At 62.6% G+C, this 26,887-nt stretch carries 20 protein-coding genes; 5 read left to right on the top strand and 15 right to left on the bottom strand.

All coding sequences use genetic code 11. The annotated features are described in order from the left end of the window. Positions 1 to 82 precede the first annotated feature (82 nt). A complete protein-coding gene (locus MTX21_RS11690) occupies positions 83 to 910 on the top strand; it encodes an MBL fold metallo-hydrolase (protein ID WP_280964956.1) in 828 nt (275 codons plus the stop codon). Between the two features lie 1,327 nt (positions 911 to 2,237). Here the strand turns inward: MTX21_RS11690 and MTX21_RS40070 are convergent. Beyond that, positions 2,238 to 2,570 carry a hypothetical protein gene (locus tag MTX21_RS40070; protein ID WP_341510892.1) on the bottom strand — a complete coding sequence of 111 codons (333 nt, stop codon included), beginning with the start codon at positions 2,568 to 2,570 and terminating at the stop codon, positions 2,238 to 2,240. 89 nt (positions 2,571 to 2,659) lie between these two features. After that, entirely contained in the window at positions 2,660 to 2,782 is a 123-nt protein-coding gene (locus tag MTX21_RS11680) for a hypothetical protein (protein ID WP_280964955.1), read from the bottom strand. Positions 2,783 to 2,832: 50 nt separating this feature from the next. Between MTX21_RS11680 and MTX21_RS11675 the strand changes: the two genes are divergently transcribed. Continuing rightward, positions 2,833 to 3,192, top strand: coding sequence for a hypothetical protein (locus tag MTX21_RS11675; RefSeq protein WP_280964954.1), 360 nt, complete (start codon positions 2,833 to 2,835; stop codon positions 3,190 to 3,192). Here the strand turns inward: MTX21_RS11675 and MTX21_RS11670 are convergent. The 3 genes from MTX21_RS11670 to MTX21_RS11660 are packed head-to-tail and all read right to left on the bottom strand — an operon-like array spanning position 3,144 to position 6,609. Next, entirely contained in the window at positions 3,144 to 3,728 is a 585-nt protein-coding gene (locus MTX21_RS11670) for a DUF1254 domain-containing protein (protein WP_280964953.1), read from the bottom strand. The two genes, MTX21_RS11675 and MTX21_RS11670, sit on opposite strands and share 49 nt — an antisense overlap. Next, positions 3,725 to 4,303 (bottom strand): DUF1214 domain-containing protein, encoded by a 579-nt coding sequence (locus MTX21_RS11665; protein WP_280964952.1) that lies wholly within the window; start codon positions 4,301 to 4,303, stop codon positions 3,725 to 3,727. Before MTX21_RS11665 ends, MTX21_RS11670 begins: the two co-directional genes overlap by 4 nt. A gap of 8 nt (positions 4,304 to 4,311) precedes the next feature. Then, positions 4,312 to 6,609 (bottom strand): PBP1A family penicillin-binding protein, encoded by a 2,298-nt coding sequence (locus MTX21_RS11660; RefSeq protein ID WP_280964951.1) that lies wholly within the window; start codon positions 6,607 to 6,609, stop codon positions 4,312 to 4,314. 295 nt (positions 6,610 to 6,904) lie between these two features. Here MTX21_RS11660 and MTX21_RS11655 point away from each other — a divergent pair, with 295 nt between their 5' ends. Together MTX21_RS11655 and MTX21_RS11650 are read left to right on the top strand one after the other, a co-directional pair. Then, the gene (locus MTX21_RS11655; RefSeq protein WP_280964950.1) at positions 6,905 to 7,420 is read left to right on the top strand and encodes a YcgN family cysteine cluster protein; all 516 of its coding nucleotides are present in this window, start codon (positions 6,905 to 6,907) and stop codon (positions 7,418 to 7,420) included. Positions 7,421 to 7,602: 182 nt separating this feature from the next. Further along, positions 7,603 to 9,186 (top strand): MDR family MFS transporter, encoded by a 1,584-nt coding sequence (locus MTX21_RS11650; RefSeq protein ID WP_280964949.1) that lies wholly within the window; start codon positions 7,603 to 7,605, stop codon positions 9,184 to 9,186. A gap of 30 nt (positions 9,187 to 9,216) precedes the next feature. Here the strand turns inward: MTX21_RS11650 and MTX21_RS11645 are convergent, their stop codons facing one another. The 9 genes from MTX21_RS11645 to MTX21_RS11605 all read right to left on the bottom strand — a co-directional run bounded on the left by MTX21_RS11645 (position 9,217) and on the right by MTX21_RS11605 (position 24,508). After that, positions 9,217 to 10,062, bottom strand: coding sequence for a carbohydrate ABC transporter permease (locus tag MTX21_RS11645; RefSeq protein ID WP_280964948.1), 846 nt, complete (start codon positions 10,060 to 10,062; stop codon positions 9,217 to 9,219). 1 nt (position 10,063) lies between these two features. Beyond that, a complete protein-coding gene (locus MTX21_RS11640) occupies positions 10,064 to 10,993 on the bottom strand; it encodes a sugar ABC transporter permease (protein WP_280964947.1) in 930 nt (309 codons plus the stop codon). Between the two features lie 26 nt (positions 10,994 to 11,019). Continuing rightward, positions 11,020 to 12,045 carry an ABC transporter ATP-binding protein gene (locus MTX21_RS11635; RefSeq protein WP_280964946.1) on the bottom strand — a complete coding sequence of 342 codons (1,026 nt, stop codon included), beginning with the start codon at positions 12,043 to 12,045 and terminating at the stop codon, positions 11,020 to 11,022. Between the two features lie 110 nt (positions 12,046 to 12,155). Next, on the bottom strand, positions 12,156 to 13,496 hold the full coding sequence (locus MTX21_RS11630; protein WP_280964945.1) for an extracellular solute-binding protein: 1,341 nt from the start codon (positions 13,494 to 13,496) through the stop codon (positions 12,156 to 12,158). Between the two features lie 204 nt (positions 13,497 to 13,700). Then, on the bottom strand, positions 13,701 to 15,419 hold the full coding sequence (locus MTX21_RS11625; RefSeq protein ID WP_280964944.1) for an alpha/beta-hydrolase family protein: 1,719 nt from the start codon (positions 15,417 to 15,419) through the stop codon (positions 13,701 to 13,703). A 41-nt stretch (positions 15,420 to 15,460) separates the two neighbouring features. Then, positions 15,461 to 19,072, bottom strand: a complete 3,612-nt coding sequence (locus tag MTX21_RS11620; protein WP_280964943.1) for a GAF domain-containing protein — start codon at positions 19,070 to 19,072, stop codon at positions 15,461 to 15,463. A gap of 171 nt (positions 19,073 to 19,243) precedes the next feature. Beyond that, positions 19,244 to 21,757, bottom strand: coding sequence for a GAF domain-containing protein (locus MTX21_RS11615; protein WP_280964942.1), 2,514 nt, complete (start codon positions 21,755 to 21,757; stop codon positions 19,244 to 19,246). A gap of 85 nt (positions 21,758 to 21,842) precedes the next feature. Further along, positions 21,843 to 23,477, bottom strand: coding sequence for a thiamine pyrophosphate-requiring protein (locus MTX21_RS11610; RefSeq protein ID WP_280964941.1), 1,635 nt, complete (start codon positions 23,475 to 23,477; stop codon positions 21,843 to 21,845). A 260-nt stretch (positions 23,478 to 23,737) separates the two neighbouring features. After that, positions 23,738 to 24,508 (bottom strand): hypothetical protein, encoded by a 771-nt coding sequence (locus tag MTX21_RS11605; protein ID WP_280964940.1) that lies wholly within the window; start codon positions 24,506 to 24,508, stop codon positions 23,738 to 23,740. A gap of 210 nt (positions 24,509 to 24,718) precedes the next feature. Here MTX21_RS11605 and MTX21_RS11600 point away from each other — a divergent pair, with 210 nt between their 5' ends. Further along, on the top strand, positions 24,719 to 25,048 hold the full coding sequence (locus MTX21_RS11600) for a DoxX family protein (protein WP_280964939.1): 330 nt from the start codon (positions 24,719 to 24,721) through the stop codon (positions 25,046 to 25,048). A gap of 445 nt (positions 25,049 to 25,493) precedes the next feature. On the opposite strand, the gene MTX21_RS11595 is transcribed toward MTX21_RS11600, so the two are convergent. After that, on the bottom strand, positions 25,494 to 26,096 hold the full coding sequence (locus MTX21_RS11595; protein WP_280964938.1) for an NYN domain-containing protein: 603 nt from the start codon (positions 26,094 to 26,096) through the stop codon (positions 25,494 to 25,496). Between the last annotated feature and the right edge of the window lie 791 nt (positions 26,097 to 26,887).

The following is a 26,887-nucleotide window of genomic DNA, read 5'->3' as shown; positions in this document are numbered from 1 at the left end:
GGATGTTATCAATATTTGATATTTTACCTATGGTTCGGGCGATGACAAGAACGCTTTGCTCACAACCGGCAAAGGGTTCTCGATGAAAGTCCATCATCTCAACACTGGCACCATGTGCCCGATGGGGCAGCGTCTGGTGAACGGCACCGGAAGCCTGTTCCAGCGCGCACGCATGGTCTGCCACTGCCTGCTGATCGAAACCGATATTGGATTAGTCCTGGTCGACACCGGCATCGGGCTCGGCGATATCGCGGCGCCGGGGCGGCTGGGACGGCGATGGCTGCGGCAGACCGCGCCAAAACTCGATCCATCCGAGACCGCAGTCGAGCAGGTGAGGGCGCTCGGCTATTCGCCCAATGATGTGCGTCACGTGTTGCTGACGCATCTCGATCGCGATCATGCCGGCGGCGTTCCCGACTTTCCCCATGCCGCGATTCACGTTCACCGCGCCGAATACGACATGGCGGTGCTGCGAAAGCCGCCGCCACCAGAGGGGCGATATGTCACCGAGCAGTGGCAGCACAGACCAAGCTGGAAGTTCTACGATGAAGCCGGCGAAGACTGGTTCGGCTTCAAGGGCGTCCGCGCGCTGGGCGATCGCGAGGCGGACGTCCTGATCATCCCGCTCGCCGGTCACACGCTCGGTCATTGCGGCATCGCGGTGCGCATCAGCGACAAATGGCTGCTACATGCCGGCGACAGCTATTTCTTTCACGGTCAGCTCGAGGCATCGGCTCGCATGCCGCTGGTGCTCGGCTATTTCCAGCGCCGGGTCGACATGGATCGCAACGCGCGGATCGCGAACCAGGCGCGGCTGCGTGCGCTCAAGCTGAAACACGGCGATCGCGTGACGGTCTTCAACAGCCATGATCCCGTCGACTACGAGAACTGCCGGTGCGGCGCGCACTAGGGACTGATGAGATTGCGATCGCTCCGGCGCCTCGGAGATCGCGGGAGGCCATGCTAGACTTGGTCTGCGGCTGATTCCTTAAACCTTACCCCATTCGGCCGCGATTTCTTGGAATGCGGCGGCCTCGCTTCTTTCTGCCCGGAAAGAGGCGGGGCCGTTTCCTTGGGGCTATGCCGAGCTACAGCACCGGTCGAACGTTGACGGGCCTGGCGGGCAGGGCAATAAAGAAGCGCTGCCGGGCTCGAAATACACGTCCCGGCAGCGCTCTATTGTCCAACTGAGCACTGAAATCCCAGTTGGTCCTAAATCTGCAATGATCATGCCAAGGAATTGTGACAGTTCACGGCTGCTGGCTCATCGTTGATGTTACTTTGGCGGTTTAGCAACAGCAGATCGCTTGGACGATGATCTGCGCAAGGCGATTGCTTCGACCCTCTTCAGCGTCCGTGCGAACTCGGCTCGAAGATGTCTTTCGTGCGCCCGATCTTGCGGCGCTGACAGAAGTGCGATCTTCACCAGGAAACGGTTCAATAGCGTCGTAACGAGACGCTTGTCGGAGTTCTGCGAACGCAAGGCCGTGAGCTGCCGACGCATTTCGATCAGATCGAGGTGCTCGTTGTCCGACGGCATTTTCAAAACTGAGCCAATAAAAGCGGTTGCAACCAACGAAGCCGCCGCACCGAGTATATTGGCGCGACGACTTCGTGATGGTGGGCTCGGACCAGGACAATTGTCCGACGGCAGCGATGTTAGCTGGCGATTGAGCCCCCGCAATCAAACTCACGAATTAAGCTTGATGTCGCGGCAATTCGTTAATTCGGGAACCGCTTCAGGAGGCTGGTGGCGCCGGGCCAGGCGGGTGGCCGGAGTCTTTCCTGCTTCGGACCAGCGATATCGAAAGCGATCAGGACGCGCTTCACCCGCCCGACTGCTCGTTCGGTGCGCGCGCCAATGGATGCTTCGGACTGTGATCGCTCACGTACCTGCGTTCAAATTCGACGGTGCGAAGCTTGAGCGAAACTCTTGCGCGGAATCCTGCCAGGAGCCACGCCCTCGACTGCGTGTGGCCGGCCGTCCGAGAGGTCTCGTTGCCCCACCATGCCGAGAACCTGTAGGCGGAGGCGGGCAGAGACCGGCCCAGGAGGGCTTCGATCTCAGCAAAGGTAAGTCGGACGGTCCGATCTTGGACTCTGGCCAGTCTTTGCTGCAATGGATCGTAAATCGACACGGATGCGCCCCCGCCCGCTTCGCTACTTGGCCGTCTCGCGCAACTCGCCGCTCACCGCCGGCGTGAACGCATGACAGGTGCAGTGATCTGGGCTCGCGACTATCGGGACGGCAATCTGCCGTCCGGATCGTTAGGCCGGTCGATCGCAGCATTCATGATGGCTGTTTTGATGTCGGCCGCCAAGTCACGGTAGTGACCTCCCACGCGCAGAAACAGCTCACGTTTTTTATGGTCCGTGGCCAGTTTGGCAATGAGTTCGCATTCACCAGCGAGTTCTTCGAACCGCACCAATTTCCCTTCAAGATCAATCATCATTCCCCCCTCACCAAGTTCGGACCGGGAAACGCAAAAATCAATTCGGTACTTAATCAGGGTATCAAATCGCAACGGCAGGACGGGCGCAAGAGAAATGGGAGCGGGTAGGGTGATCATGCTGCCGATCGCAGCGCAATTTCAAATAGTAAAGATTGTCGCCCGCTCGGAATCTCGACCGAGTAACCCCTTGGTCACTCTCACAGGTCTCAGAGGTTGCTCACCACGATCAGTTCTCCGCGCTTGCGGATCATTCTTGCCTGCACTTTGCTGATAGGCGGGGCGATGAGCAGCCATCCGGTGAGGAAAAGCTCGATACCGGCCGCGACCATGATTTGCTGACTTGGACACATCATGACCTCTGAGATTGGATATTCGCGCTATGCCCGATCCGCCACTGAACATGAGCGACGATATTATCGATATGATCGTTTTGGAATGCGGGGTCCTGGCAGCCCAAGACTCTCCTCATGAGCTTCTGGGGACGGTAACCCTCGTCACTCAGAAAGGTCATTATGATTTCCTCATTGACGAGGAAGCCGCCAATCAGCTTGCCGGCAGCTCAAGGAGTTGCTGCGCGAAGGGGGCCCAAACCAGTCAAAACTCAAATGAGCAGAATAAGTCGGCTCTCTGCCCCTCTACTTTGCATGGGGTTGTTTTGCGGATTTTTAGTGAGCTTGCGAAACAGGCGGCTCAGCGGCGACCGCGCGGCGTCTCGGCCTTCGCGGGCGGCTCGGTCTGAACCGCGCAGGTTGCGGCGCCGAGCGAAGCCTGTGCCTGCTGCATCAGGCCGGGCTCTGCGGCGAGCGCCTTCATCACGATCAGACCGGTCGCACTGGGCGAGTCGATGATCAGGCGGTCGGCGGACGTGATCTCTTCGTCCTCGGGCAGCTCGTTGTGCTGTGCTTCCGTCATCAAGTCGAGCTCGATCACCTTCTTGCCCGCCGAACGGTCGTTGATCGCGTAATAGGCGATCTCGTTGCGGGTGTAGAACGACACCGAGGTGTAGGCTTGGCTCACCGGCACCGCGAGCTTGAGCGGCCCGCCCGACAGATCGTAGCGGCAGATCGCCTGCGCAAAGGCCGGATCCATGAACGGCATCGGCGAGGTGTTGGGGTCCGCGAGGGGAAGCTGCGTGACGGCATTGAGCTTGGTCATCGGCGTCAGCCGCGAATAGGCGTCCTGGGTCGCGATTCGCGGCAGCGCCAGCACGCTGACCAGATGGACCACGAGGCCCAGGAGGATACCGGCGACAATGGTGAACAGCAGACGGATCATGAGCAGCCCACCGTCGTGATCGTGGGCATCGGCGCATCGCGCTGGGTGCGCGTCGCAACACCCACCGGCGTGTCGTAGAGGCGAAGCATCAGCGCGTAGCGCTCGATGCCGCCGGTCGGCAGCCAGTTGCCCGCGCGCGAGCGCGAGGCGATGTGGATTTCGAACGAGCCGTCGGACCCGCGGACGATCTCCTGGCTGGTGAAGCCGTAGCGCTGCAGCGAGTTGGCGACGAGGTGGCCCTTGCGGTCGTAAAGCGTCAGTGTCCAGAACCGCGCCGGCGGCGTCACGCCGGAAACGACGACATCGCAGCGGCCGTCGAGCGCCTTGTTCTTGTCGTCGGCGGTCGCCGTGAACGCCACGCCGTCACCGGTGCCGATCGGCAGCTCGCCGTTGCGCACGATGGTGGCGCGCGAATAGGGATCGACGTCGGCGGTGCCGGTTCTGGGGCGCGCAGTCCAGGCGCCGATGGTCAGTGCGCCGATATCGGTGCCCCGCGTCGTGGTCATCCACGTCGCCCCGACGCCGACGACGGTCGCGAGCAGAAGCGCCGTCAATGTGATCAGGATCAGCCGCACGGTATCGATCAGTTCTTGCGTGGGGCGGACGAGCTTGCATTCTCTTCCGCCGCGTAATTCTGCGGGAAGGCGAGCGCGCTCGACGAGGAGGCGGGCTTGGCCGGCTTCGTCGTGTCGTCGGATGTCGTTTTGGTCGCGGTCTTGGCCGCCTCGTCGAGCAGCTTCTCGACGTGCACCAGGATATCGGCGCCGCGCTTGGTCAGCACCGGCGGCGGGCCGGGCTTGGTCTCCAGCACCTTCGGCGCCGCATTGGCCTGCGCGTTGGCGGCCATCGGCTGCGGCGGCAGCTTCTGGCCCATGCCGATGCCGGGAATCTCCCTGACCTCGACGCCCTGATGGGCGGCGACCATGATGTCATGCCAGGTTTGCGCCGGCAGCGAGCCGCCGGTCATGCGGTTGGTCGGCGAGTAGTCGTCATTGCCGTACCAGACCGCGCAGGTGAAGTTGCCGGTGTAACCGACGAACCAGGCGTCGCGATAGGCGTTGGTGGTGCCGGTCTTGCCCGCGGTCGGAATGCCGTCGAGCGCGGCGCGGCGCGCGGTACCCTCGCTGACGACGTGGCTCATCATGCCGGCCATGTCGGCGGCGGTATTCGGTGGAATGGCCTGCCGCGGCTTGGGACCGTCGCGGTCCCAGCGCCAGACCAGATCGCCGGCACCCGTGCGCACCTCCAGCACCGCATGCGGCGTGACGGCCTTGCCCCTGTTCGGGAAGGTCGCGTAGGCCACCGCATGCTCGAGCACGGTGACCTCGTCGGAGCCGATCGGCAGCGACGGCGTGTCGGGCAGGGGGGCCTTGATGCCGAAGCGGCGGGCCACCTCGACGATCTTGGCGCGGCCGATCTTGGCCGGATTCGGCGCCTTCGGCTGCTCCCTCCGGCCGATCTCGATCGACAGCTTCACCGGCACCACGTTGATCGAGCGCGTGATCGCCTGGGTCAGCGTCACCGAGCCGGAATAGGAATGGCCATAGTTCTGCGGGCACCAGTTGCCGATGCAGACCGGGCCGTCGACGATGACCGAGTTCGGCGTGTAACCGTTCAGCAGCGCGGTGGTGTAGACGTAAGGCTTGAACGACGAGCCGGGCTGGCGGTAGGCGTCGGTGGCGCGGTTGAACTGGCTCGCACCGTAGTCGCGGCCCCCGACCATGGCGCGGATGCCGCCATCGAGATCGGCGACGACGGTCGCCGCCTGCGTGGCGTGGTAGTCGCGGCCGAACTGGCGAAGCTGGTTCTCGATCGCCTCTTCGGCGGCCTTCTGCACGTTGGTGTCGATCGCGGTCCGGACCACGAAGACACGCTCGGTATACGACTTCGGGAAAGTGTCGACGAGCTTGCGCATCTCGTCGAAGGCGTAGTCGAGATAGTAGTTCGGCGAGTTCTCGTCGCGCCGGTCGACCGCGAAGGCCGGGTTGCGGCGGGCGCCGAACACCTGGCCCTCGGTCATGAAGCCGGCATCGACGAGGTTGTCGAGCACGACGTTGGCGCGGGCGCGGGCGGCAGGCAGGTTGATGTGCGGGGCGTATTTGGTCGGGGCCTTGAACAGGCCGGCGAGCATGGCGGCTTCCGCGAGGTTCACGTCGCGTGCCGACTTGTTGAAGTAGAAATGCGCCGCGCCGTCGACGCCGAAGGTGCCGCCGCCCATATAGGCGCGGTCGAGATACAGCTTAAGGATCTCGTTTTTGGTCAGGCGCCATTCCAGCCAGATCGCGAGGAACGCCTCGTTGATCTTGCGCTCGATGGTACGCTCGTTGCTCAGGAACAGGTTCTTGGCGAGCTGCTGGGTGATCGAGGAGCCGCCCTGGCGCACGCCGCCGGCCTGGGCGTTGGTGAGGAGGGCGCGCGCGGTACCGGCGATGTCGATGCCGAAATGGTCGTAGAAGCGGCGGTCTTCGGTCGCGAGCGTCGCCTTGATCAGCACATCCGGAAAGTCTTCCAGCGGGATCGAGTCGTTGTGCTTGATGCCGCGGCTGCCGATCGGGTTGCCGTAGCGGTCGAGGAACGTCACCGCGAGATCGGATTTCTTCAGCCAGTCCTCGTCCGCCGTCTCGCGGAAGGCGGGGATGGCGAGCGCGAGCAGCACCACCAGGCCGCCGAGCCCGAGGGTCGCGGCTTCCGACAGCGGCTCGATGAACACCCACCGCTTCCACCGCCCGACATAGAAGCGATCCATGAAGGTCGAGTAGCGCTCATAGAGCTCGCGGATGCCCTTGGCCGAGGAGAACAGCGAGGAGTCGATGCGCGCATCGAGATCCAGGAAGAAATTCCGGATCCTGGTCTTCCAATGCGGTGGTATGATCTGGCGCACCTAGAACCCTTGAGGCTCGGTTCGAAACCGTTCAAGCACCCGGCCGGGGCGGCATCGAGACGTCTTGCGGGAGCGTTGCGGCAAAGCCAAGGCGCCCGGTTCGCGTCCGAGGGGACTTGAGGGTTTCTTCTAGCCGAGCGAGGCCTATAAACCAATGGCTACGCTCGCGATTTTGAACAAACAGGCCCAATTGGCCCCGTTTCTTTACCGGGCTTTCAGGGGGCGGTGCTTGCAGCGTTGTCGGCCATCGCCCTAGATGAGTTGGCCGTAGTTCTTTCGAATCTTGTTGAGGCGCATGACCGCAGCTCGCAAAAAGCCTTCAGACCAGGACGGATTTTTCTGGAAAACCAAGACGTTGGACGAGATGTCTGAGGTCGAATGGGAGAGCCTTTGCGACGGCTGCGGCCGCTGCTGCCTGAACAAGCTCGAGGATGAGGATACCGGGCGGATCTACTTCACGCATGTCGGCTGCAAGCTGCTCGATGCCGGGACATGCGCCTGCAAGGACTATCCGAATCGCTCGGACAAGGTTCCGGACTGCGTTCGCCTGACCCCGGCCAATGTCCGCACCCTGAACTGGCTGCCGCCGAGCTGCGGCTACAAGCTCGTCGCCGAGGGACGTGATCTCTATTGGTGGCATCCCCTGGTCTCCGGCGATCCCAACACCGTTCACGAGGCTGGCGTCTCCGTCCGTGGCCGGGTTGAGGGCAGCGAGGAGGACATCCCGGACGAGGAGCTCGAGGATCACATCGTGCAATGGCCGGCGCTGCTGCCGAAACGGGCACGCCTCAAACGACGTCCGAAGGACTGAAAGCGACATCTGAAGAACTGCTCGCTGTTCCGCGCCGAGGCGATCACGTCTTCGGGATGGCGCGGGGGCGGGATGCTCCCATGCGTCGCGGCGCCTGCCAGGAAAGATATTTGCTGCTTAGATTGCTTAGATAGAACGAATCCTTCGCGGCGTTGCGCCGCTTCCCACGACGTCCGATCGACATGAACAAGTTCGAACGGCAGAGCAGCCAACCTGCCGATACCCAGGCATTGCCTGACGACATCGCCGAAGAGCTCTCCCGACTTCCGTCCGAGGTCATCAGCGTCAGCAACTCGCCCTCCATCGCTCCGCCGGCGTCGCTCTCGACCGATGAGGTGCGGACCATCGTGATCAGCCTGATGCTGACGATGTTCCTGGCGGCGCTTGACCAGACCATCGTGGCGACAGCGCTGCCGACCATCGGGCGCCAGTTCCACGACGTCTCGAACCTGTCCTGGGTGATCACGGCCTATCTGCTCGCCTCGACCGCGGTCGCACCGGTGTTCGGGACGCTGAGCGACATCTATGGCCGCCGCGCCATGATCATCACCTCGCTCAGCCTGTTCGTGGCCGGCTCGATCCTCTGCGCGATCGCGCCGAACATGCCGATGCTCATCCTGGCCCGCGGCCTGCAGGGCCTCGGCGGCGGCGGCATCATGCCGGTGGTGCAGACCGTGATCTCCGACGTCGTCTCACCGCGCGAGCGCGGCCAGTACCAGGCCTATTTCTCCAGCGTCTGGATGGTCGGCGGCATCCTTGGCCCCGTGATCGGCGGCGTGTTCGCCGAACATCTGCACTGGTCGATGATCTTCTGGATCAATCTGCCGCTCGCGGCTGCGGCGCTTGCGCTGCTGCTGCCGAAGATGAACAAGATCCCCGTGTTCCATCGCAAGCGCGAGGTCGACTGGCTCGGCGGCGTGCTGCTGATGGCATCTGCGGTCGTCTTCATGCTGGTGCTGACCTGGGGCGGGACCCGTTACCCATGGCTCTCGCCAACCGTCCTTGCGATGGTCGGGGCCGCCGTCGCGCTGGCATTCACCTTCGTATGGCACGCGCGCCGGGCGGACGAGCCATTCCTGCTGCTGCCGCTGCTTGGCGGAACGGTTGCACCTTACGCGCTCACGGCCGGCGGCTGTGCGCTCGGCGCGATCACTGGCCTGACCGTCCAGCTCCCGCTCTACTACGAGTCCGTCTACCGTCTCAGCGCCAGCGAGGCGGGGCTTGCGCTGATCCCGCTCGCGGCGGTCTCGACCTGCGGCGCGGCGATCGCCGGCCGCACCATGGCGCGCGCCAAGCACTACAAGCGCGTCGCCGTCGTCGGCACGTCCTGGGCCGCGCTCTGTGGCCTCGGCCTGACCTTCTTGACGCTGCCGCTGTGGGGGCTTCTGCTCCTGATGGCCGCGTTTGCGCTGGGGCTCGGCACGACCTTCCCGGTCTGCGTCGTCTCGCTGCAGAATTCGGTCGCCCGCGCCCAGGTCGGCACCATCACCGGCGCGATGAATTTCTTCCGCTCGCTGATGTCCTCGTTCGCGGTTGCGGCTTTCGCGGCCATCCTGCTGATCTCGCTGGGCGCGGACATTCCGCTTGCCGGCGAGCATCACGGCGCCATCAACGCGATCCCCTCGGCCGACATGATGGTCGCGTTCCGCTACGTGTTCGGTGCGGCGGCCGCGATGATGGCCACCGCCGCGCTCTGCCTGATCCTGATGGAGGAGCGGCCCCTGGCAGGGCCGGCGAGCGCTCAGCCCGTCGAGATGGCGGAGTAGGGAGTTGCCTGCCCGCAAGTCGGGTACCGGCTATTTGACGGCGCCGCCTGTGATGCCGGAGATGAAGCGATCAAGGAACAGGTTATAGGCGATGGCAACGGGGATGCTGGCAATCAGCGCGCCGGCCATGATCTCGCCCCAGAAGAAGATGTCGCCGCGAACCAGATCGGTGGCGACACCGAGCGTAACCGGCTTCTGCGCCGAAGCGGAGATGAACGTCAGCGCATAGACGAATTCCTGCAAGGTCAGCGTGAAGGTGAAAATCACCGCTGTCAGAATGGCTGGCAGGGACAGCGGGAGGACCATCCTGACGAAAGCGCCGAACAGGCTGCAACCGTCGACGATCGCCGCCTCCTCGATTTCGACCGGCATCGCCTTGAAGAATCCCATCAATAGCCAGGTGCAGAATGGGATCGTGAAGGTCGGGTAGACCAACACCAGCGACCACATCGAATTCTGCAAGCCAAGCGATGCGACGATGCGCGAGAGTGGCAGGAACAGAAGGGTCGGCGGAACGAGATAGGTCAGGAAAATGCCGATGCCGAGCGCCTCGCCGTTCCGGCCGACCATCCGCGCCAGGCTATAGCCGGCCGGCAGTGCGGCGATGAGCGTGATCGCGACGACGCAGAGACCGATGATCAGCGAGTTGAGGAGCCAGCGCGCGAACAGCGTCTGCTCGAACAGATATTGGAAGTGCTCGAGCGTCGGCGTCTCGTTGAACCAGAACGGAATGTTGGTGACGTTGTAGAGATCGGGATTGCTCTTCAACGAGGTGATCAGCATCCAGTAGAACGGAAAGGCGGTCAGAACGACGAAGGCCGCCACCGCGCTGTAGAAGGCGCTCTCGCCCGCGACGTTGAGGAGAGCACGGCGCACGTCAGATCTCCCGCCGCCGGATGAAGCGCAGCATGCCGACCACCACGAAGAACAGCACCGGCAGCATGAACAACGAGATGGCGGCGCCATGCGACACGTCGCCGGAGACGATGCCGACCTGGAAACCCTCGAACCCCAGCACGGAGGTTGCGCCGACCGGACCGCCATTGGTCAAGAGAAACACGATGGAAAGGTCGGTGAAGGTGAACACGATGCCGAAGATGAGGCCAACTGCGACAATGGGCAGGATCATCGGCAGGACGATCTGGTAGTTGCGCCGCCAGAAGCCGGCGCCATCAACCGTCGCGGCATCAATGACGTCTTGCGGGATCGAGGTCATGCCGGCCAGGAAGATGACGACCGCGAATGGAAAGAACCGCCAGGCATTCACGACGATCACGCACAGCATCGCCAAATGCGGGTTGCCGAGCCAGTTTGGCGCCTCGGAGCGGGTGATGACGCCGATCGCGATCAGCGTCCAGTTGATGACGCTGTAGAGCGAATCGAACATCCACTCCCAGGCAACGGTGGCGAGTGCGATGGGCACGGCCCACGGCAGGATGATCAGGGCCCGGACGATCTTGCGGCCAGGGAACGGTCGCATCAGCAGCAGCGCACCGAACTTGCCGAGCACGAGTCCGAGAAGCTGGGATCCGAAGGTGAAGAGAAAGGTATTGCCCAGCGTTTCCTGAAAGACCGGGTTACTGACGATCTGCCTGAAATTCGAAAGGCCCACGAAGCGCCAGGTCGGATCGTAGATCGTATAGGCGCTGACCGAGTAGTAGACCGCGAGGAGGAACGGCAGGCCGACAAGCAGAAGCACGTAGAGGATCGCGGGCGCGACCATGACGCTGCCGAGCACGTCGCGTCGGTCCAGGATGAAGCGGTAGCGCGATGCCGGCTTGGCGATTGGTTCGGCGATCGTGACCATAAGAGAACCCGTTCTGGTGATGCGCCCTAGTGAGACATCGTCCGCTTGCCGTCCGCATCGAAATACCGCAATGCGCCGCGGCGGATGGCAAAACGGTGCCACTCGCCAGGACGAATGCTTTCCTCGGCGACATGTGCCGGGGGCAGCTTCGCCGCGATCACCTGCGTCGGATCGAAGCCCTCGACCGCGCCATAGACGATGCGCTCCGAGCCGAGATATTCGGAACGATCGATCCGGAATGAGAACTCCTCCGCATCGGCGCCATTGACCATTTCCCTGGGGAGAAAGTTCTCGGGCCGAAAGCCGAGATACCCGCCGTTGCGCGCCAGCAGGTTCATCGGCGGCGTGCCGACAAAGGTTGCGACGAAACGGTCGGCCGGGTCTTCATAGATCTCCACCGGCGTTCCCACCTGCCGGATCTGCCCACGGTCGATCACGGCAATGCGGTCGCCCATGCCCATTGCCTCCACCTGGTCGTGTGTCACGTAGATGGTCGTGATCCCGACGCGTTGCTGGAATTGTCGGATTTCATGGCGCGCCGAGGCGCGCATCTTGGCGTCCAAATTGGACAACGGCTCGTCGAGGAGCAGCGCCGTCGGCTCGCGCACGAGAGCGCGCGCGAGCGCGACACGCTGGCGCTCGCCGCCGGAGAGCTGGCGTGGCCGGCGATCAAGCAGATGCGAGATCCCGAGCAGGCTCGCCGCCCAGCTCACCTTCCTCTCGATGTCTGCGCGGCGAACGTGCTGCGTCTTCAGCGGAAAGGCGATGTTGTTGCGTACCGTGTAGTGCGGATAAAGCCCGTAGCTCTGGAACATCATGGCCACGCCCCGCGCGCGGGGCGGTACGTCGTTGACGAGGTTGCCGCCGATCACGAGATCGCCGCTCGTCTGCCGCTCGAGGCCGCAGACGATGCGCAGGAAAGTCGTCTTCCCGCAGCCGGATGGCCCGAGCAGGACCATGAATTCGCCGTCCGGCACCGTGAGCGTAATGCCGTTGACCGCGAGAACGTCGTCGAACTTCTTGAAAATATTTCTTGCAGACACTGCGGCCATTGTTGAATTCCAAAATCAGCCCATGCGGATCAGCCGTGTGCCGTGCGGCTGTCGCCTGGAGGCTCGCCTCCGAACCGCCTGTGCATGCGGTTCGCAGGCGCAATCGTCATTCACGATCTGTGCAGCCACTTGTCGAAGATGGCCTCGCATTGCTGTGCGGCCCATTTGACAGCCTGTTCGGCAGTCATTGCTCCGGTCGCAGCTTTCGCCATCATGTCGCAGACGATGAAGTTGTTGTAGATCTCGTCAGTGGCTGGCCATGCCGGTCCGGGATAGCCGGGCACGGCGGACCATTCGTCGGAGGTCTGCAGCACAGACAGCTTGTCACGTGGTGTCGACGTCGGATCGTCGGACAACAGCGGCATCGGTTTTGGGACGATGTTGGCGAAGGTGGGGTTGTTGTAACCCGAGCTGGCCTTGAAGGCTTCGATCCAGTTGTCGGCGTAGTATTTCAGGAACTCGAGCGCCGTCTCCTTGTTCTTGGCGAACTTCCAGATGCCATAGAACTCGGCGGCACCGCCCATGATCTGACGAACGGGGCCTTTGGGCGGCTTCATCACGAAGATGTCGTCAGCAACTTTCTTGTTGAGCTGCTGTGCCGTCCGATAGGCGGAGATCGGGTTGATGATCAGCGAGCTGACGCCGGAGTCGATGTACTGATTGTTGCTGGCGTCACTCCATGAGAGCACTTCCGCCGTCATCGCTTCCTTGTAGAGGGCCGCGACGAATTTGACCGCCTCGACCGTCTCCTTGCTGTCGAGCACCACATGCTTTCCGCTCTCGTCCTGGAATGCGCCGCCATAGCTCCAGAGCAGGCCGCGCCAGGTCGTATTGGGGTCGTTGCTGTGGCCGAGCGAAATCCCGACCGGGTTGCCCTTCTGTTTCAGCTTCGCGCCGCCGATCCGCACATTGTCCCACGTGTCGGGCACCACCCCGATCCCGTCCCACAGGCTCTTGCGGTACATCACCGGGAAATTGATGTAGTAGTCGGGGAATGCGGACCACGTCTTGTCGTCCTGGTTGTAGCCGATCTGCCGTCCGATGACGGTGATCTTGCCGTATTTCTTCTCCACCGACTCGACGAGGTCCGTCACATCGACGAGGAACTTGCGGTAGAGGTGCGCGCCGCCGGCTCCGTTCCACCCGAACAGATCGTGGCCGGATCCGGCCGATGCCTCGGCGGCAGCGCGTGCGGCAACGTCTGCAACGGGGATATGGTCGACTGTGACTTCGATGTGGTTCTGGGTTCCCCAATCCCTGGCGAAATTGTCGAACCATTTATCATAGGCCGGCACGAAGTGACTCCACTGCACGATGGACAGCGTTTTTGTGTCGGCCATGGCGCGGGAGATGAATGGTGTCGAAAGTACCGGTGCTGAACCGGCTGCGAGAAGGGCGAGCCCCGTGTCCTTCAGGAGCCGGCGTCGCGTGACACGACTGGGCGTGTTCATCTGCGAATCCTCCTCCGTTTGGTTTTCCGGTTAGATCAGGCCGATTCCTATGAGAGATCAGCCTCGCTCCCCTGGATTGTTCTTTTTGGCTAACATAGTGCGGCGATATGGCCTGCGATATCTCGACGAAAGCCGGTCAATAGATATGACCCATCCGCAGCTCCTTAAACGGATCGAACGCAATCCGCTTGTCACCAACCGGTCCTATCCCCCGCGGCCGGCATAGGGGTTGTCGTTCGCGCTGCCTTCGTTTGCCTTCCGCGCCTCCGCGGCAAGGTGATCTTTGAGCCGCGCCAGCGCGTCGGCAGACCAGTCCTGGACGTCGGTCACCGCGACCCAGGCATCGACGTAATGCTCGGGCGCGTAGACATGGCCAAAGCCCATCGGCGTGTTGGTTGCGACCGCCATGTCGAGCGCGAGTTGCAGCATCGTGACGACGGGATACCAGCGCAGCTCCGGTGACACGTCGGGCCCGCGCGGCGCTGCCATCCAGGCCGGGACCTGGTAGGCGTCGCGGTAGGCGAACAACACGATCGGGTCACTGGCATATTGCAGATAGACGACGCGCAGCGCGCCCCAGGGCGCATCCGCCGGGACCGTCGGCCCGTTCTGATTCATGAAGCGCACGAAGCGGCCATCACGAAACTCCGGCAGCCAGGCCGGCGAGCCCTGATTGCGGTTCGCTGTAACCGAGCGCCAGATGCGGCTCTCGAACGGCGGCCCGCTCCACAGCGCGCCGGCTATCGGATCGCCTATCGTTTCGAACAGCTCCGCGGATTTTTCCGAGTTCATGGCGCCGAGGCTGAGCCCATGCAGGTAAAGTTTTGGCCGCTTGTCCCTCGGCAGCGTCGTCCAGTAGCCGTAGATTTCGGAGAATAGGGCGCGCGCGGCTTCCGCGCCGTATTCGGGCTGGAATAGCAGAGACAGCGGGCTGTTGAGATAGGAGTACTGCACCGCAACGCTTGCAACGTCGCCATGGTGGAGATATTCGACCGAATTCATCGCGGCGGGGTCGATCCAGCCGGTGCCGGTTGGCGTGATGACGATCAGGACCGCGCGTTCAAATCCGTGCTGGCGTTTGAGCTCGTCGAGCGCAAGCCTGGCGCGCGCCTTAGCCGTGTTACCGCCGCCGAGACCGACATAAACACGTACGGGGTCCTTCGCGGGTTTCCCCGTGAGGGCGCTGATCTCCGCTGCGGTCGGACCTGAGGCAACGAACTCGCGCCCCGCACGTCCGAGCTGCTTCCACTTCACCAGCGACGCAGCGCTTCCCGTCTTCCCAGGCGCCGTCGGTTGCGGCCGCTCGGGCTCGAGAAGTGCGTCGAATTCGCGGAAGGACGAATCGAGCGCGCGAAACGCCGTGCGGATCAGGAGATTGTTGGCGATCGACCAGAACAAGAGGCCGGCAACGAGCACGCCGATGACGTTAGCGATTCTTTGCGGAATGACGCGCGTTGTGCGCGCGGCGAGGACGCGGGCGACAAGCGCGAACAGCCGCCCCAGCGCCAGAAGCGCGACGAATGTGAGCAGCGCGATGAGGCAGACCTTGAGCGGATGTGCGGTATCGACCGGCGCCATCTTCATGACTGCGCGGATCGAGTTCTGCCATTCCGCGGCCCGCCACAGATAGATGATGACGACGAGCAGGCAGCCGGCCGCGACCAGTGCATTGGCGATCGACCTTGCGCGCGCCGAAGGTTCGGGCAACTCGAGATAGTGCCACATCCAACGCCAGAGTGTGCCGGCGAGGTAGCCGATCGCAAAGCAGGCGCCGGCGAGGACGCCTTGGGTGAGATAGCTTCGCGGAATCAGCGTCGGCGTCAGCGCGGCCGCGAAGAAAAGGGCGCCCAGCATGAGGCCGACGCCGGACAGCGAGAGCAATTGCCACCGAATGAGCCACGCCAGATTCTTGAAAGCACCCATCGAGCGACGATTTTCCTAATCCCGTAGAACCTACGATACGGCTATCCTCTGTTCTCGTCCGAAAAATTGCTCTTGCGCGGCAACAGGATTCTGAACTCGGTGAACTCGCCGGGCTTGGTCTCGACATCGAGCGTGCCGCCGTGCTGCTTGACGACGATGTCGTGGCTGATGGAGAGGCCGAGACCGGTGCCTTCGCCAGCCGGCTTCGTCGTGAAGAACGGATTGAACATCTTCTCCTTCACCTCCGCCGGGATGCCCGTGCCGTTGTCGCGGATGCGGATCTCGACATGGCTGCCGCGGTCGCGGGTTGCGGCGCTCAGCGTGGGCTCGAAATCTCCGCCGGCCTGGCTGCCGCGCTTGAGCACCGCATAGAAGCCGTTCGAGATCAGGTTCAGCAGCACGCGGGTGATTTCCTGCGGAAATATCTCGGCCGTCCCGGCCTCGGGATCGAGATCGCGCTTGAGCGTGACGTCGAACTGCGGCTTCTCAGCGCGTGCGCCGTGATAGGCGAGATTCAGGCTCTCCTCGACCAGCGTGTTGACGTCGGCCAGTCCGTGCTCGCCGCTGCCCTCACGCGAATGCAGCAGCATGTTCTTGACGATGGAATCGGCGCGCTTGCCGTGCTGCACCACCTTCTGCAGGTTATCCTTCAAAATGGCCGTCAAATCATCGACTTCGTCGCGGAGCTTGCCGGTGAGACTGGCCGACTTCAGAACATCGTTGAGCTCGTCCGTTAATTCCGATGACAGCTCGGCAAAATTATTGACGAAGTTGAGCGGGTTCTTGATCTCGTGTGCGATGCCGGCGGTGAGCTGGCCGAGGGAAGCGAGCTTTTCCGTCTGGATCAGGCGGTCCTGCGCGGTGCGGAGGTCATCGAGCGAGGCGGCAAGTTCTTTGGTGCGCGCCTGCACTTCGTCGAAGAGGCGTACATTCTCGATCGCGATGACGGCTTGGTCGGCGAAGCTTGTAACGAGTTCGATCTGCTTTTCGCTGAACGGCCGGACTGCTCGACGCGCGAGGACAATGGCGCCGACCGGGCTGCCTTCGCGCAGCAACGGTACACCAAGAAAGCTACGCGGATTGCCGCTCAGTTCCTGGCCTTCAAAGAAGTAGTCAGGATCTTCGAGCACGTCGGTGACATGGACCACCTTGTCACCGAGCAAGGTCCGGCCCGTGATGGTGCGCTTGTCCGGCCGGACCGGGAGATCCCTTGCATATTCGGCGAATTCGGCCGGGAAGCCGTAGGAACCCGCCCGGAAATAGACATTGCCGGTCTTGCGGGTAATTGCCGCCATATCCGCTTCGCATAGCCGTGCCGCCGATTCGACCAGCGTATCGAGCACGGACTGCAGGTCGAAGGCCGAGCGGCTGATCACCTTGAGCACGTCTGCGGTCGCGGTTTGCTGCTGCAGCGCCTCGGTCAAATCCTCGGTGCGCTGGCGCAATTCGCTGAGCAGCCGCGTGTTCTCTATGGCGATGACCGCCTGGGCAGCAAATTGCTGCAGGAGCGCGATCTGCTTCTCGGAAAAACGCCGGTTTTCCTGTCGGAAGATCATAACGTTGCCGACCACTCGCTCGTCCTTCAACAGCGGCACCGCGAGCACGCAGCGCGCGCCGCCGAGATCGACCAGCGCCCGCCGGTTCGGCTCTCCGCTGCGATAGGCCTCTGACTCGAGCAGGTCGGCGATTTCGACGAACGCTTCCCCCTTCAAAAGGCGCGCAGGCGCGGTGGCCGGACCATAATTGAGTGGCATCTGGCGCCGGAACTCATCGTAAGCGGACGGCAGGCCGTAAGTGGCCGCTGTGTGGAAGTGCGCTCCATCGTAGGTGTTGAGCACGCCGAAACTGGCGCCGCAGAGCTGCATTGCCTTGCTCAGCATCGCCTCGAACACCGGCGCGAGATCGCCGGCCGATCGGCTGATGACGCTCAGCACCTCCGATGTCGCGGTCTGCTGCTCCAGTGCTTCGGTAAGCTCGCGCGTCCGCGCCTGCACTTCCTCGAACAGGCGGACATTGCCGATCGCAATCACGGCCTGGTCGGCGAAGGTCTTGAGCAATGCGATCTGCTTGTCGGTGAAGGGATGCACCTCCCTGCGGCGGAGAACGATCGCGCCAATGCTTTCCTTCTCGCGCAAAAGCGGCATAGCCAGCATGGTGCGGCAGCCGTCACGGCTCGACATCTCCTGCGCGGTCGGGAATGACGCGCCTTCATCGGATAGAACATCGTGCAAATGTATGGGCAAATGATCCGCAATAGCGCGCCCGGAAACCGAGGTGCGATCGTTTGTCCATTGTTGCTGACCCATCGGAATCGGTCCGTGATGCGCACTGACCGACAGGTCGTTTCCGTCCGTCAGGATCGCAACGGCGTCATAAGCTTCGCAAAGCTCGCATGCGCTTTCGACGATCGCCTTCAGGACCGGCCCGACATCGGTTGGCGAGGAAGCGATAACGTTCAGGATGTCGGCGCTGCCGGTCTGGTAGGTGAGGGCTTCGGTGAGATCATCGGTGCGCTGCCGAAGCTGATCGAACAGGCGCACATTTTCGATCGCAATCACGGCCTGGTCGGCAAACGTCGTGACAAGATCGACCTGCTTTTGCGTGAACGGCTCGACACGCTGGCGTGCCAGCACGATGGTTCCGATCGGCTCGTTCTCGCGGAGCAGCGGCACGCAAAGTGCGGTGTGCTGGCTGGCGAGGGTGACCGACTCGTTCAAGGTATATTCGGGATCAGTTGCGACGTCGAGGATCTGCACGGTGCGCCGGTCGAGCACGGCGCGTCCAGTGATGGTGCCTCGATCGGCCGTGATCGGATGGTTCTTGAGGAACTCGATATATGCCGTGGTGTAGCCGACCGCTGCGCCGGCGCGGTACACATCGCCCTCGCGCCGCATGATGAACGCCATCTCGGCCTCGCACAGCCGCGCTGCGGTCGCCACTAGCGTATCGAGCACCGGCTGCAGCTCGAATGTCGAGCGGCTGATGGTTTTCAGCACGTCCCCGATCGCCGTCTGCTGCCGCAGAGATTCGCCTAAATCGTTGGTGCGCTGCTGCACCTCGTCGAACAGGCGCACGTTCTCGATCGCAATCACGGCCTGGTCGGCGAAGGTCTGCAACAACTGGATGTCATGGTCGGCGAACCTGCCGGGCTGAACGCGGGTGACGCTGATCTGCCCGATCGGCACGCCCTTGTTCATCAGCGGTACGAAAAGCATGCTTCGGTAGCCGCGTGCCCGCGCAATGTCCCCGATCGCGTTCGCTTCGGCGTCCGTATCGGGGATTTGCATAACCTCTCCGGCCTGCGTCATCTGAAACGGCACGAAATCGGCAACTGCCCGCGGGAAGGTCGACTTCAGGATTTCATCTGCCTCGGGGGTCGTCGGTGTGTACGCCTTCAGGTGGGCCATGCCGTCAATGACGCTGAAGACGGTGCTCGAAAAGCTTCCAAGCAGCCGCTTGGCGCTGGTGACGATTGCATCAAACACCGGCTGCACATCGGAGGGAGAGCTGGCGATCACCTTCAAGATGTCTGATGTCGCGGTCTGCCGCTCGACCGCCGCGCCGCGCTCCGCGGTGCTCGTTTCCAGCCGCCGCTCAAGCTCCAGAATTCTGCGCCTGAGATCGGCTTCAACGTCCTGGGGAAGCGCAGTCATTCTTGGGAAATCCATGTCACCGGACAATTCGGCGGCTCGGCCCAATCCTTAACGGCCTGTTCTGAGGTCGATTATTCCATCCCGGGCGCGAAGGGGCTAGGGTGCTTTTGGCGATTTTGGCGCCGGAGATATCGGCGGAGCGGTATCTCGCTGTCAGGGCGAATCCTTGCCTCAGTCCGGAAAATTGCTCTTGCGCGGCAGCAGGATTCTGAACTCGGTGAACTCGCCGGGCTTGGTCTCGATATCGAGCGTGCCGCCGTGCTGCTTGACGACGATGTCGTGGCTGATGGAGAGGCCGAGGCCGGTGCCTTCGCCGGCCGGCTTCGTCGTGAAGAAGGGATTGAACATCTTCTCCTTCACCTCCGGCGGGATGCCCATGCCGTTGTCGCGGATGCGGATCTCGACATGGCTGCCGCGGTCGCGGGTTGCGGCGCTCAGCGTGGGCTCGAAATCTCCGCCGACGTGGCTGCCGCGTTTGAGCACCGCATAGAAGCCGTTCGAGATCAGGTTCAGCAGCACGCGGGTGATTTCCTGCGGAAATATCTCGGCCGTCCCGGCCTCGGGATCGAGATCGCGCTTGAGCGTGACGTCGAACTGCGGCTTCTCAGCGCGTGCGCCGTGATAGGCGAGATTCAGGCTCTCCTCGACCAGCGCGTTGATGTCGGCCGGGCCGTGCTCGCCGCCGCCCTCACGCGAATGCAGCAGCATGTTCTTGACGATGGAATCGGCGCGCTTGCCGTGCTGCACCACCTTTTGCAGGTTGTCCTTCAAGAGAGCGGTCAGCTCGTCGATATCGGCACGGACGTCGCCCGTGAGCGTCGTGACGGCTGCGAGCACCTCGTTCACCTCGTCGGCGAGCTCGACAGAGAGCGCGGCGAAATTGTTGATGAAGTTGAGCGGGTTCTTGATCTCGTGTGCGATGCCGGCGGTGAGCTGACCTAGCGATGCGAGTTTTTCAGTCTGGATCAGGCGGTCCTGCGCGGCGCGCAGATCGTCGAGCGACTTCGCTAAGTCGCTGGTGCGGGCCTGAACCTCGTTGAACAGCCGCGTGTTCTCGATGGCGATCACCGCTTGGTCTGCGAAGGTCTTGAGCAAGCTGATCGCTTTGTCCGGGAAATGACCGGCCTCCGGTCGCGTGACGCCGATGGTGCCGATCGCAGTGCCATCGCGCAGCATCGGGACCACCAGGATGCTGCGATAGCCTCTGGCTCGCGCAAGCGCCCTCATTGCCTCGGTGAGGTCGGGTTCGGTCTGCATATCGGTGCGGAACGCGAATTGTCCGCTCGTCGCCACCCGGCTGTGGATGCCGGACGCCGACAACGGTGTCGGGAATGAGCGGAGCAGATCCTCATTGCCGGCTTCATTGTCGGTGGTGAAGGCCTCCAGATGCAGCATGCCGTCGATGACGCGTGTGACGGTGGAGGAATGTCCCCCGATCAGCGCCTTGGCGCTGTCGGAGATGGCCTGGAACACTGGCGTGACATCCGCCGGCGAGGCGGCAATCACCTTGAGGATGTCGGCGGTTGCGGTTTGCCGTTCCAGCGCCTCCCTGGTCGCGTTGAACAGGCCGACATTCTTGACTGCGATCGCCGCCTGGTCGGCGAAGGTCTGGAGCAACCTGACATGGTGCTCGCTGAATGGGCCGGTGGCCTTGCGCGTCGCGATGATGACGCCGATGGCCTGCCCCTCGCTCATCAGCGGAGCGAACAGCATGCTGCGAAAGCCGCGGGCGCGCGCGATGTCCCGCGCCGCTGGCTCGACCTCGGTGTCGGGCAGTTGCGCTGCCGTGCCATTCGCCACGAGCTGATATGGCGGGAATTGCGCGAATGGCACCGGGAACGATGCCTGCAGCACGCGATCGCCGGCCGGGTCGGTCGGCGTGAAGGCCGCCAGATGTGCGGCGCCGTCGATATAGCGAAGCACAGCGGTGGAAAAGCCGCCGATCAGCCGGTTGGCGTTGGACGCGATGGCCTGGAACACCGGGTGCACGTCGGCCGGTGAGGCCGCCATCACCTTCAGGATGTCGGCGGTCGCGGTCTGGCGCTCCAGCGCCTCCCGCGTCTCGTTGAAGAGCCGCGCGTTCTCGATCGCGATCACGGCCTGGTCGGCGAACGTCTGAAGCAACTGCACGTGCTCGGCGGCGAAGGCGCCGGGCGCGGCGCGCGTGACGCTGATCATGCCGACCGGCGTTCCCCGGTTCATCAGCGGCGCGAACAGGACGCTGCGGAAGCCGCGCAGCCGCGCCAGCTCCCTGTTGAGCTGCGGGACGTCGTCGGCCTCGCTGTCGGGAAACTGGATCGTCTTGCCGCCGCGCACCAGTTCAAAGGTCGGAAAGTCCGCGATCCGCCGCGGAAACGAGGCCTTCAATCCCCGGTCGGCTTCGGGGCTCGTGGGCGTGTAGGCCACCAGATGGAGCTCGTCGCCGATGAACTGAAGCACGGTGGCCGAGAAGCCGCCGAGCAGACGCTTGGAGCTGGTGGCGATCGCCTCGAACACCGGCCGTGCATCGGACGGGGAGGCTGCGATGACTTTCAGGACGTCGGCCGTTGCGGCCAGCCGTTCGAGGGCTTGCCGCTTCTCGTCGGCCAGCCGCGCTTTCTCGGCCGCGCCGGAGTTGAGTTGCTGCTCGAGCTCGTCGATCCTGCGCTTCAGCGCGGCAGCCATATCCTCGGAAAGCGCGGTCATTGATCGTCCGGTGCGGCCGGGAGCCAGTCCCACGGCCGCGCCTTTAGCGCCAAAAGCCCGCTTGGCCAAGACTCAAGTAGAGGTTTCAGGTGCCCGGCCGCGACACCTCGGTCTCCTTGCTGGTGATGAACTCCAGCAGCACCGGGACGCCCTCCCGCGTCTTTTGGATGCCGCGCCTGATCGCGGGCACGATGTCCTCCGGCTTAGTCACCCGCTCGCCATGGCCGCCGAAGGCGCGCGCCATCGCGGCATAGTCCCCGGAAATGTCGGTCGAGCGGTATTTTTCGGTCGAGACCGGCATCACCTTCAGCTCGATCGCCATCGAGAAATTGTTGAGCAGGATCGACATGATCGGAATGCGCTCGCGCACCGCGGTCTCGAAATCCATCCCCGTGAAGCCGATCGCGGCATCGCCCCAGACGTTGATACAGAGCTTGTCGGGCTTTGCGAGCTTGGCGCCCATCGCAAGCCCGAGGCCGTAGCCGAGCTGCGTCGTCTTGCCCCAGCCGAGATAGGAGAGGGGCTCGACGGCCTTCCAGAACGGCGAGAGCTGGTCGCGCGGGCTGCCGGCATCGTGTGTGATGATGGTGTTGTGGATGTCGACGGTGTGCTGGAGGTCCCAGAGCACGCGATAGGGATTGAGCGGCGCGTCATTGCTGGTGAGCTTCGGCATCCACTTTGCGAGCCACTCCTTGTGCGAGGCCGCGATCTCGGCCGCGACCGCTGAGGCATCGCGATCCGATGTGACGGTCTTGCCGATCTCCTCCAGCAGCGCATCGAGCACGAGGCCGGCGTCGCCGACGAGGCCGATTTTGGCTTCGACATCCTTGTTGAGATGGTTCGGGTCAAGCGTGGAATGGATGATGGTCTTGCCCTTCGGCATCGCGATGCCGAAGCTGGTTTCGGTGAAGGAGCAGCCGATGCCGAAGATGACGTCGGCTTCCCCCAAGAATTTCGGCACAGAGCGCGGCACCGCGAGACCGCCGGAGCCGAGCGACAGCGGATGGGTCTCCGGGAACGACGACTTGCCGCCGAGGCTCGTTGTGACCGGAATAGCCAGCCGTTCGGCGAGCCGCTTCAGTTGCGGCCAGGCCTGCGCGTAGTGCACGCCCTGGCCGGCATAGATCACCGGCCGCTTCGCATTGACGAGGAGGCTTGCGGCTTCCCTCACATGCACGGGATCGGCGCCGTAGCGGGTGCGCAGCACCGGGGCGTAGTTGAGGGGCTCCGGCACGTCCTCATTCCACATGTCCGAGGGGATCTCGACGATGACAGGACCGCCACGGCCGTTCTTCAGCTTGGTGAAGGCGCGGCGGAAGATGTTGGCGACCTCGGCTGCCAGGATGATCGGCTCGGAGGACTTGGCAAATGCCTTCATCACCTCGCTGGAGTTGAAGTTGGGTTCGACATGCGACAGTCGCCGCTGATAGCCCATGGGCAGCACCAGCACAGGCACGGACTCGCCGAAGCATTGCGCAACCCCGCCCATGGCGTTCTCCGCGCCGGGGCCGTGCTGCATGCAGAACGCGCCGATGCTGCGTCCCGAAGTGATGCGGGAGATGGCGTCCGCCATGTGGATCCCGACGCGCTCCTGGCGCACCATCACGGGTCGGATCTCGGCTTTCGCCGCGTGCTCGATCAGGTGGTTGACCGGATAACCGCAGAGGATCTCGATCCCCTCGCGCTTCATGATTTCCGCGATCGCAGTGCCGAGCTTCATGGCGTCTCTCCCCTGAGCAGGCCGGTTGGCCCGGCCGATTTGGAAGACAGAGGATCAGGATTTTCCAGAAGCGTAAAGCTCGGCCGCGGGAGGGCTGCGGTAGGTCAGCTATGCGGCGCGAGCGTGCAGCCGGTGTCGGCGTGATGTTAGCCAAGCGCTTAACGGTTCCGGACCGCTTTTTGTACATGAACGGACATTCGCCCGACGCTGTCATGCGGACACAGTGCCAGTGCAACCCGAGCGAGCCGCGCTATCTGCTTTCAGGCGAACAAAAAGTCATTCGCTGTTAGCGCGCTGCTGAAGTTGTGGAGAGTGATTTGATCTGCTCCCGCGGTGATGACGGTGTCAGTCCCACTTTGGGCGACGACAAGGTTCGCGAACGACTGCACGCCCGTCACACCGGCAAACTCAATTTTGTCCTGTTGGGCCTGGCTGAAGTCTTCGATGGTGTTGTGGGTCCCAACTGTCATCGAACCCGAGTCCTTGAACACGAATAGATCCGCGCCACCCTGAGCGCCGCCGCTCAATTGCCCGTCGCCCCACATGTCGTTCGTGACCGTGGAGCCAGCGGCCGCGGTCCCTGCGTACAGGATATCGTCGCCGCCTTTGGCTGAGCCGGACAAGGACTCGGCGTCGCCGAAAAGAATGTTGGTCACCGTGCCCGGGCCGGTGGCGTTGCCGCCAGTAAGCGTATCGTTACCTCCGTGCGCAGAATCGGACATGGATTTCGCGTCGCCGTAGAACTGGTTGAGAACATCGCCGGTGGCGGCGCCGCCGGTCAGGCGATCGTTGCCGCCCACGGCGTTGCCAGTCATCGTAAGGGCATCGCCATACGCAAAATTAGGGACCCTGACGTTGAACGGAGCATTGCCTGCGAAGACCGCCTCGTCATCGCCGCCCTGAGCATGGCCGGACATGGTGCCGCCCGCATCGCCGAAGAAAGTGTTGGCGGAGCCGCTCCTGCCAGTGAAGGTGTCGCTGCCGCCCTTTGCAAGTTTGCAGCGCATCAAGGACCCGGTAACTGCCTTCATGTCATTCGCTGGTTATGTTAGCTTTACTGTCGATGGTTAAGTGTCGTGCGCCCACGGACAACAAAAGCTATGGGGCAATGGCCAGTGCAATTCGATCCTCGCTCGCTAATCTCTCGGGCAGACGCGTTCGCCAGTAGGAGCGCCGACCTCCTGATTCTGATCGGCCGCATCCTGCTTGCATGGGTGTTCGTCGGGAGTGCGTACGGAGCAATGACCAATTTCGCTGGCTCCGTGGGCTATTTCAGATCGCTGAACCTGCCAGCGCCTGAGCTGTTCACCGCGACGACCGTGGCGCTGGAGGTCCTGATATCGGCTGGTTTGATATTGGGGGTTGGTACGCGCTACTCCGCGGTTTTGGTTTTTCTGTTTGTGTTGGCGGCTACCGCCATCGCCCATCGCTACTGGGATTATCCGCCCGGTTCGCAGCAGATTGGGCAGTACAATAATTTTTTGAAGAATATCTCGATCATGGGAGGCGCGATGCTGATCTTTGTAACCGGTGGAGGCCGATTCTCCCTCGACCGGAAGTTCGGAAGATAGCGGCTTCGGCCCATTCCCTTTCGCGAGCATATCCCTCCGCACGGGCGGCCGGGGCCTGGCTCGGCTCGTCCATCATGATCGTGGCTGCTCGCCCTGCTGAACCTCAGAGTATTGGTGTAGCGGCTATCAACTCGCGCGTGGAATCACCGCTGCGTCACTTCACTTTGGCTCTGAGAGTTCCCTGAACGAACCGACGGATGCTCTTTGAGAGCGGCTTCAAGCACTCGCCTATGATTGCGAAGAAAAACATAAGCCACGTAGCGAGCGCGGCACACCACAACATGACTTCCAATATCCTGGGCATCATGCCCTCCTAAAAATTTCTATGAAATAGTGAAATAGGAGCAGTGTTACTGAACGGCGCCGATGCGACAAGTCTTCCTAAAAGTGGCAGTGCACCGAAACACTCGGGAAATGCCGGAGTTTCGGAATAATGCGGACCTCGTTACCGCGCATCATTTCCCTTCGGACTTGCAGGACCACGCTGGAGTGGTTCGCGCTCGCGCAGCACTGGACGCCCGGACGGATCGCGGCCGACATTCGGCTGGAGCTCGATCAGATCGGTGAAGACGTCGGCCTGGCGGCGCAATTCGTCCGCGATCATCGGAGGCTGGCTGGTGATAGTGGAGACTACGGTCACCCTCACGCCGCGACGCTGCACGGCCTCGACCAGCGAGCGAAAATCGCCGTCACCGGAAAACAGCACCATCTGATCGATGTGCTCAGCGATCTCCATCGCGTCGACCGCGAGCTCGATGTCCATGTTGCCCTTGACCTTGCGGCGGCCGGAGGCATCGATGAATTCCTTCGTCGCCTTGGTGACGACGGTGTAGCCATTGTAGTCCAGCCAGTCGATCAGGGGGCGGATTGAGGAGTATTCCTGGTCCTCGATGAGCGCGGTGTAATAGAAAGCCCGCAGCAGCATTCCGCGGCTCTGAAATTCCTTCAGCAGGCGCTTGTAGTCGATATCGAAGCCCAGCGTTTTGGCCGTCGCATAGAGATTGGGCCCGTCGATAAAAAGCGCGATCCTGTCTAACGTAGGCGACATTATTTCTAACCTGCCGCGAGTATCGTGAGTTGGTCAACTATACAGCGAATTGCGGGGATCGGCCGCAAACTCGCTCAAGCGGAAGTAGAAGGTGACTCCCGCGGAAAGTCTAAAATGAATTTTTTGGCCGCATAAGTTACTAACAACACCTTTGCGGCCACAATATTCCGAACGCGACGTTACATCCTTTATATCAGCTTTGTCACGCTTTTTGCTTATTGTGGGTCTCCTTGCCTCAAGCAGAAACATAGGAAGCCGCCATGACCAGCGAATTCCGATTGTTCGAGACCGGGATAAGACGCCGAAGCCGCACGTGGCGCTGGACCGTGTGCGACGAGGCCGGAAAGTTGTTGATGTGTGGTCGAGAGACAACTCGTGCCGCTGCACGCTACAGGGCAGGGAGCGCCCTGTTCCTCCTCCTTCTCCATGCCACGCATCGCGAGCGCTCGCGGTCCTCTGCGGTGCACGCTGCGGAGCTGACCCGTCGTCGGACAGCGGGCCCGGTTGACCGTACGGCTTAGGGCTGGCGGATGGCTGCCGCAGGCCGCGGCGGCCGCCACCATGGCGCCTGGCGGGTTTTGCGGGCTAGCTCGAATGGACTAGATGGCGCCGAATCGGCACGAACCATGCGCGTCAGAGACAATGCGATGCTGTCGGCACCCGAGTCTTCGCGCGGCGGTCAGCAGCCCGCCTGGAAAGAAATCGACTCTCTCAATGCGCGGCTCTGAGCCGCCGCGCGGCCTATCCCACAAAAACCAGTGCAAGCAGACCCGATCCGAGTAGGGCGACAC

The organism is Bradyrhizobium sp. ISRA430, assembly GCF_029909975.1.
In the GTDB taxonomy this organism is placed as follows: Bacteria; Pseudomonadota; Alphaproteobacteria; order Rhizobiales; family Xanthobacteraceae; genus Bradyrhizobium.
The sequence above is the reverse complement of the archived record's forward strand: the minus strand, read 5'-3'. Positions and strand labels throughout refer to the sequence as shown.

Coding starts and splice junctions, on each gene's coding strand:
- MTX21_RS11690 (WP_280964956.1), top strand. CDS start 83: ATGAAAGTCCATCATCTCAACACTGGCACCATGTGCCCGATGGGGCAG.
- MTX21_RS40070 (WP_341510892.1), bottom strand. CDS start 2,570: ATGATCACCCTACCCGCTCCCATTTCTCTTGCGCCCGTCCTGCCGTTG.
- MTX21_RS11680 (WP_280964955.1), bottom strand. CDS start 2,782: ATGGTCGCGGCCGGTATCGAGCTTTTCCTCACCGGATGGCTGCTCATC.
- MTX21_RS11675 (WP_280964954.1), top strand. CDS start 2,833: ATGCCCGATCCGCCACTGAACATGAGCGACGATATTATCGATATGATC.
- MTX21_RS11670 (WP_280964953.1), bottom strand. CDS start 3,728: ATGATCCGTCTGCTGTTCACCATTGTCGCCGGTATCCTCCTGGGCCTC.
- MTX21_RS11655 (WP_280964950.1), top strand. CDS start 6,905: ATGACCGCAGCTCGCAAAAAGCCTTCAGACCAGGACGGATTTTTCTGG.
- MTX21_RS11650 (WP_280964949.1), top strand. CDS start 7,603: ATGAACAAGTTCGAACGGCAGAGCAGCCAACCTGCCGATACCCAGGCA.
- MTX21_RS11640 (WP_280964947.1), bottom strand. CDS start 10,993: ATGGTCACGATCGCCGAACCAATCGCCAAGCCGGCATCGCGCTACCGC.
- MTX21_RS11635 (WP_280964946.1), bottom strand. CDS start 12,045: ATGGCCGCAGTGTCTGCAAGAAATATTTTCAAGAAGTTCGACGACGTT.
- MTX21_RS11630 (WP_280964945.1), bottom strand. CDS start 13,496: ATGAACACGCCCAGTCGTGTCACGCGACGCCGGCTCCTGAAGGACACG.
- MTX21_RS11625 (WP_280964944.1), bottom strand. CDS start 15,419: ATGGGTGCTTTCAAGAATCTGGCGTGGCTCATTCGGTGGCAATTGCTC.
- MTX21_RS11620 (WP_280964943.1), bottom strand. CDS start 19,072: ATGACTGCGCTTCCCCAGGACGTTGAAGCCGATCTCAGGCGCAGAATT.
- MTX21_RS11615 (WP_280964942.1), bottom strand. CDS start 21,757: ATGACCGCGCTTTCCGAGGATATGGCTGCCGCGCTGAAGCGCAGGATC.
- MTX21_RS11610 (WP_280964941.1), bottom strand. CDS start 23,477: ATGAAGCTCGGCACTGCGATCGCGGAAATCATGAAGCGCGAGGGGATC.
- MTX21_RS11605 (WP_280964940.1), bottom strand. CDS start 24,508: ATGAAGGCAGTTACCGGGTCCTTGATGCGCTGCAAACTTGCAAAGGGC.
- MTX21_RS11600 (WP_280964939.1), top strand. CDS start 24,719: ATGACCAATTTCGCTGGCTCCGTGGGCTATTTCAGATCGCTGAACCTG.
- MTX21_RS11595 (WP_280964938.1), bottom strand. CDS start 26,096: ATGTCGCCTACGTTAGACAGGATCGCGCTTTTTATCGACGGGCCCAAT.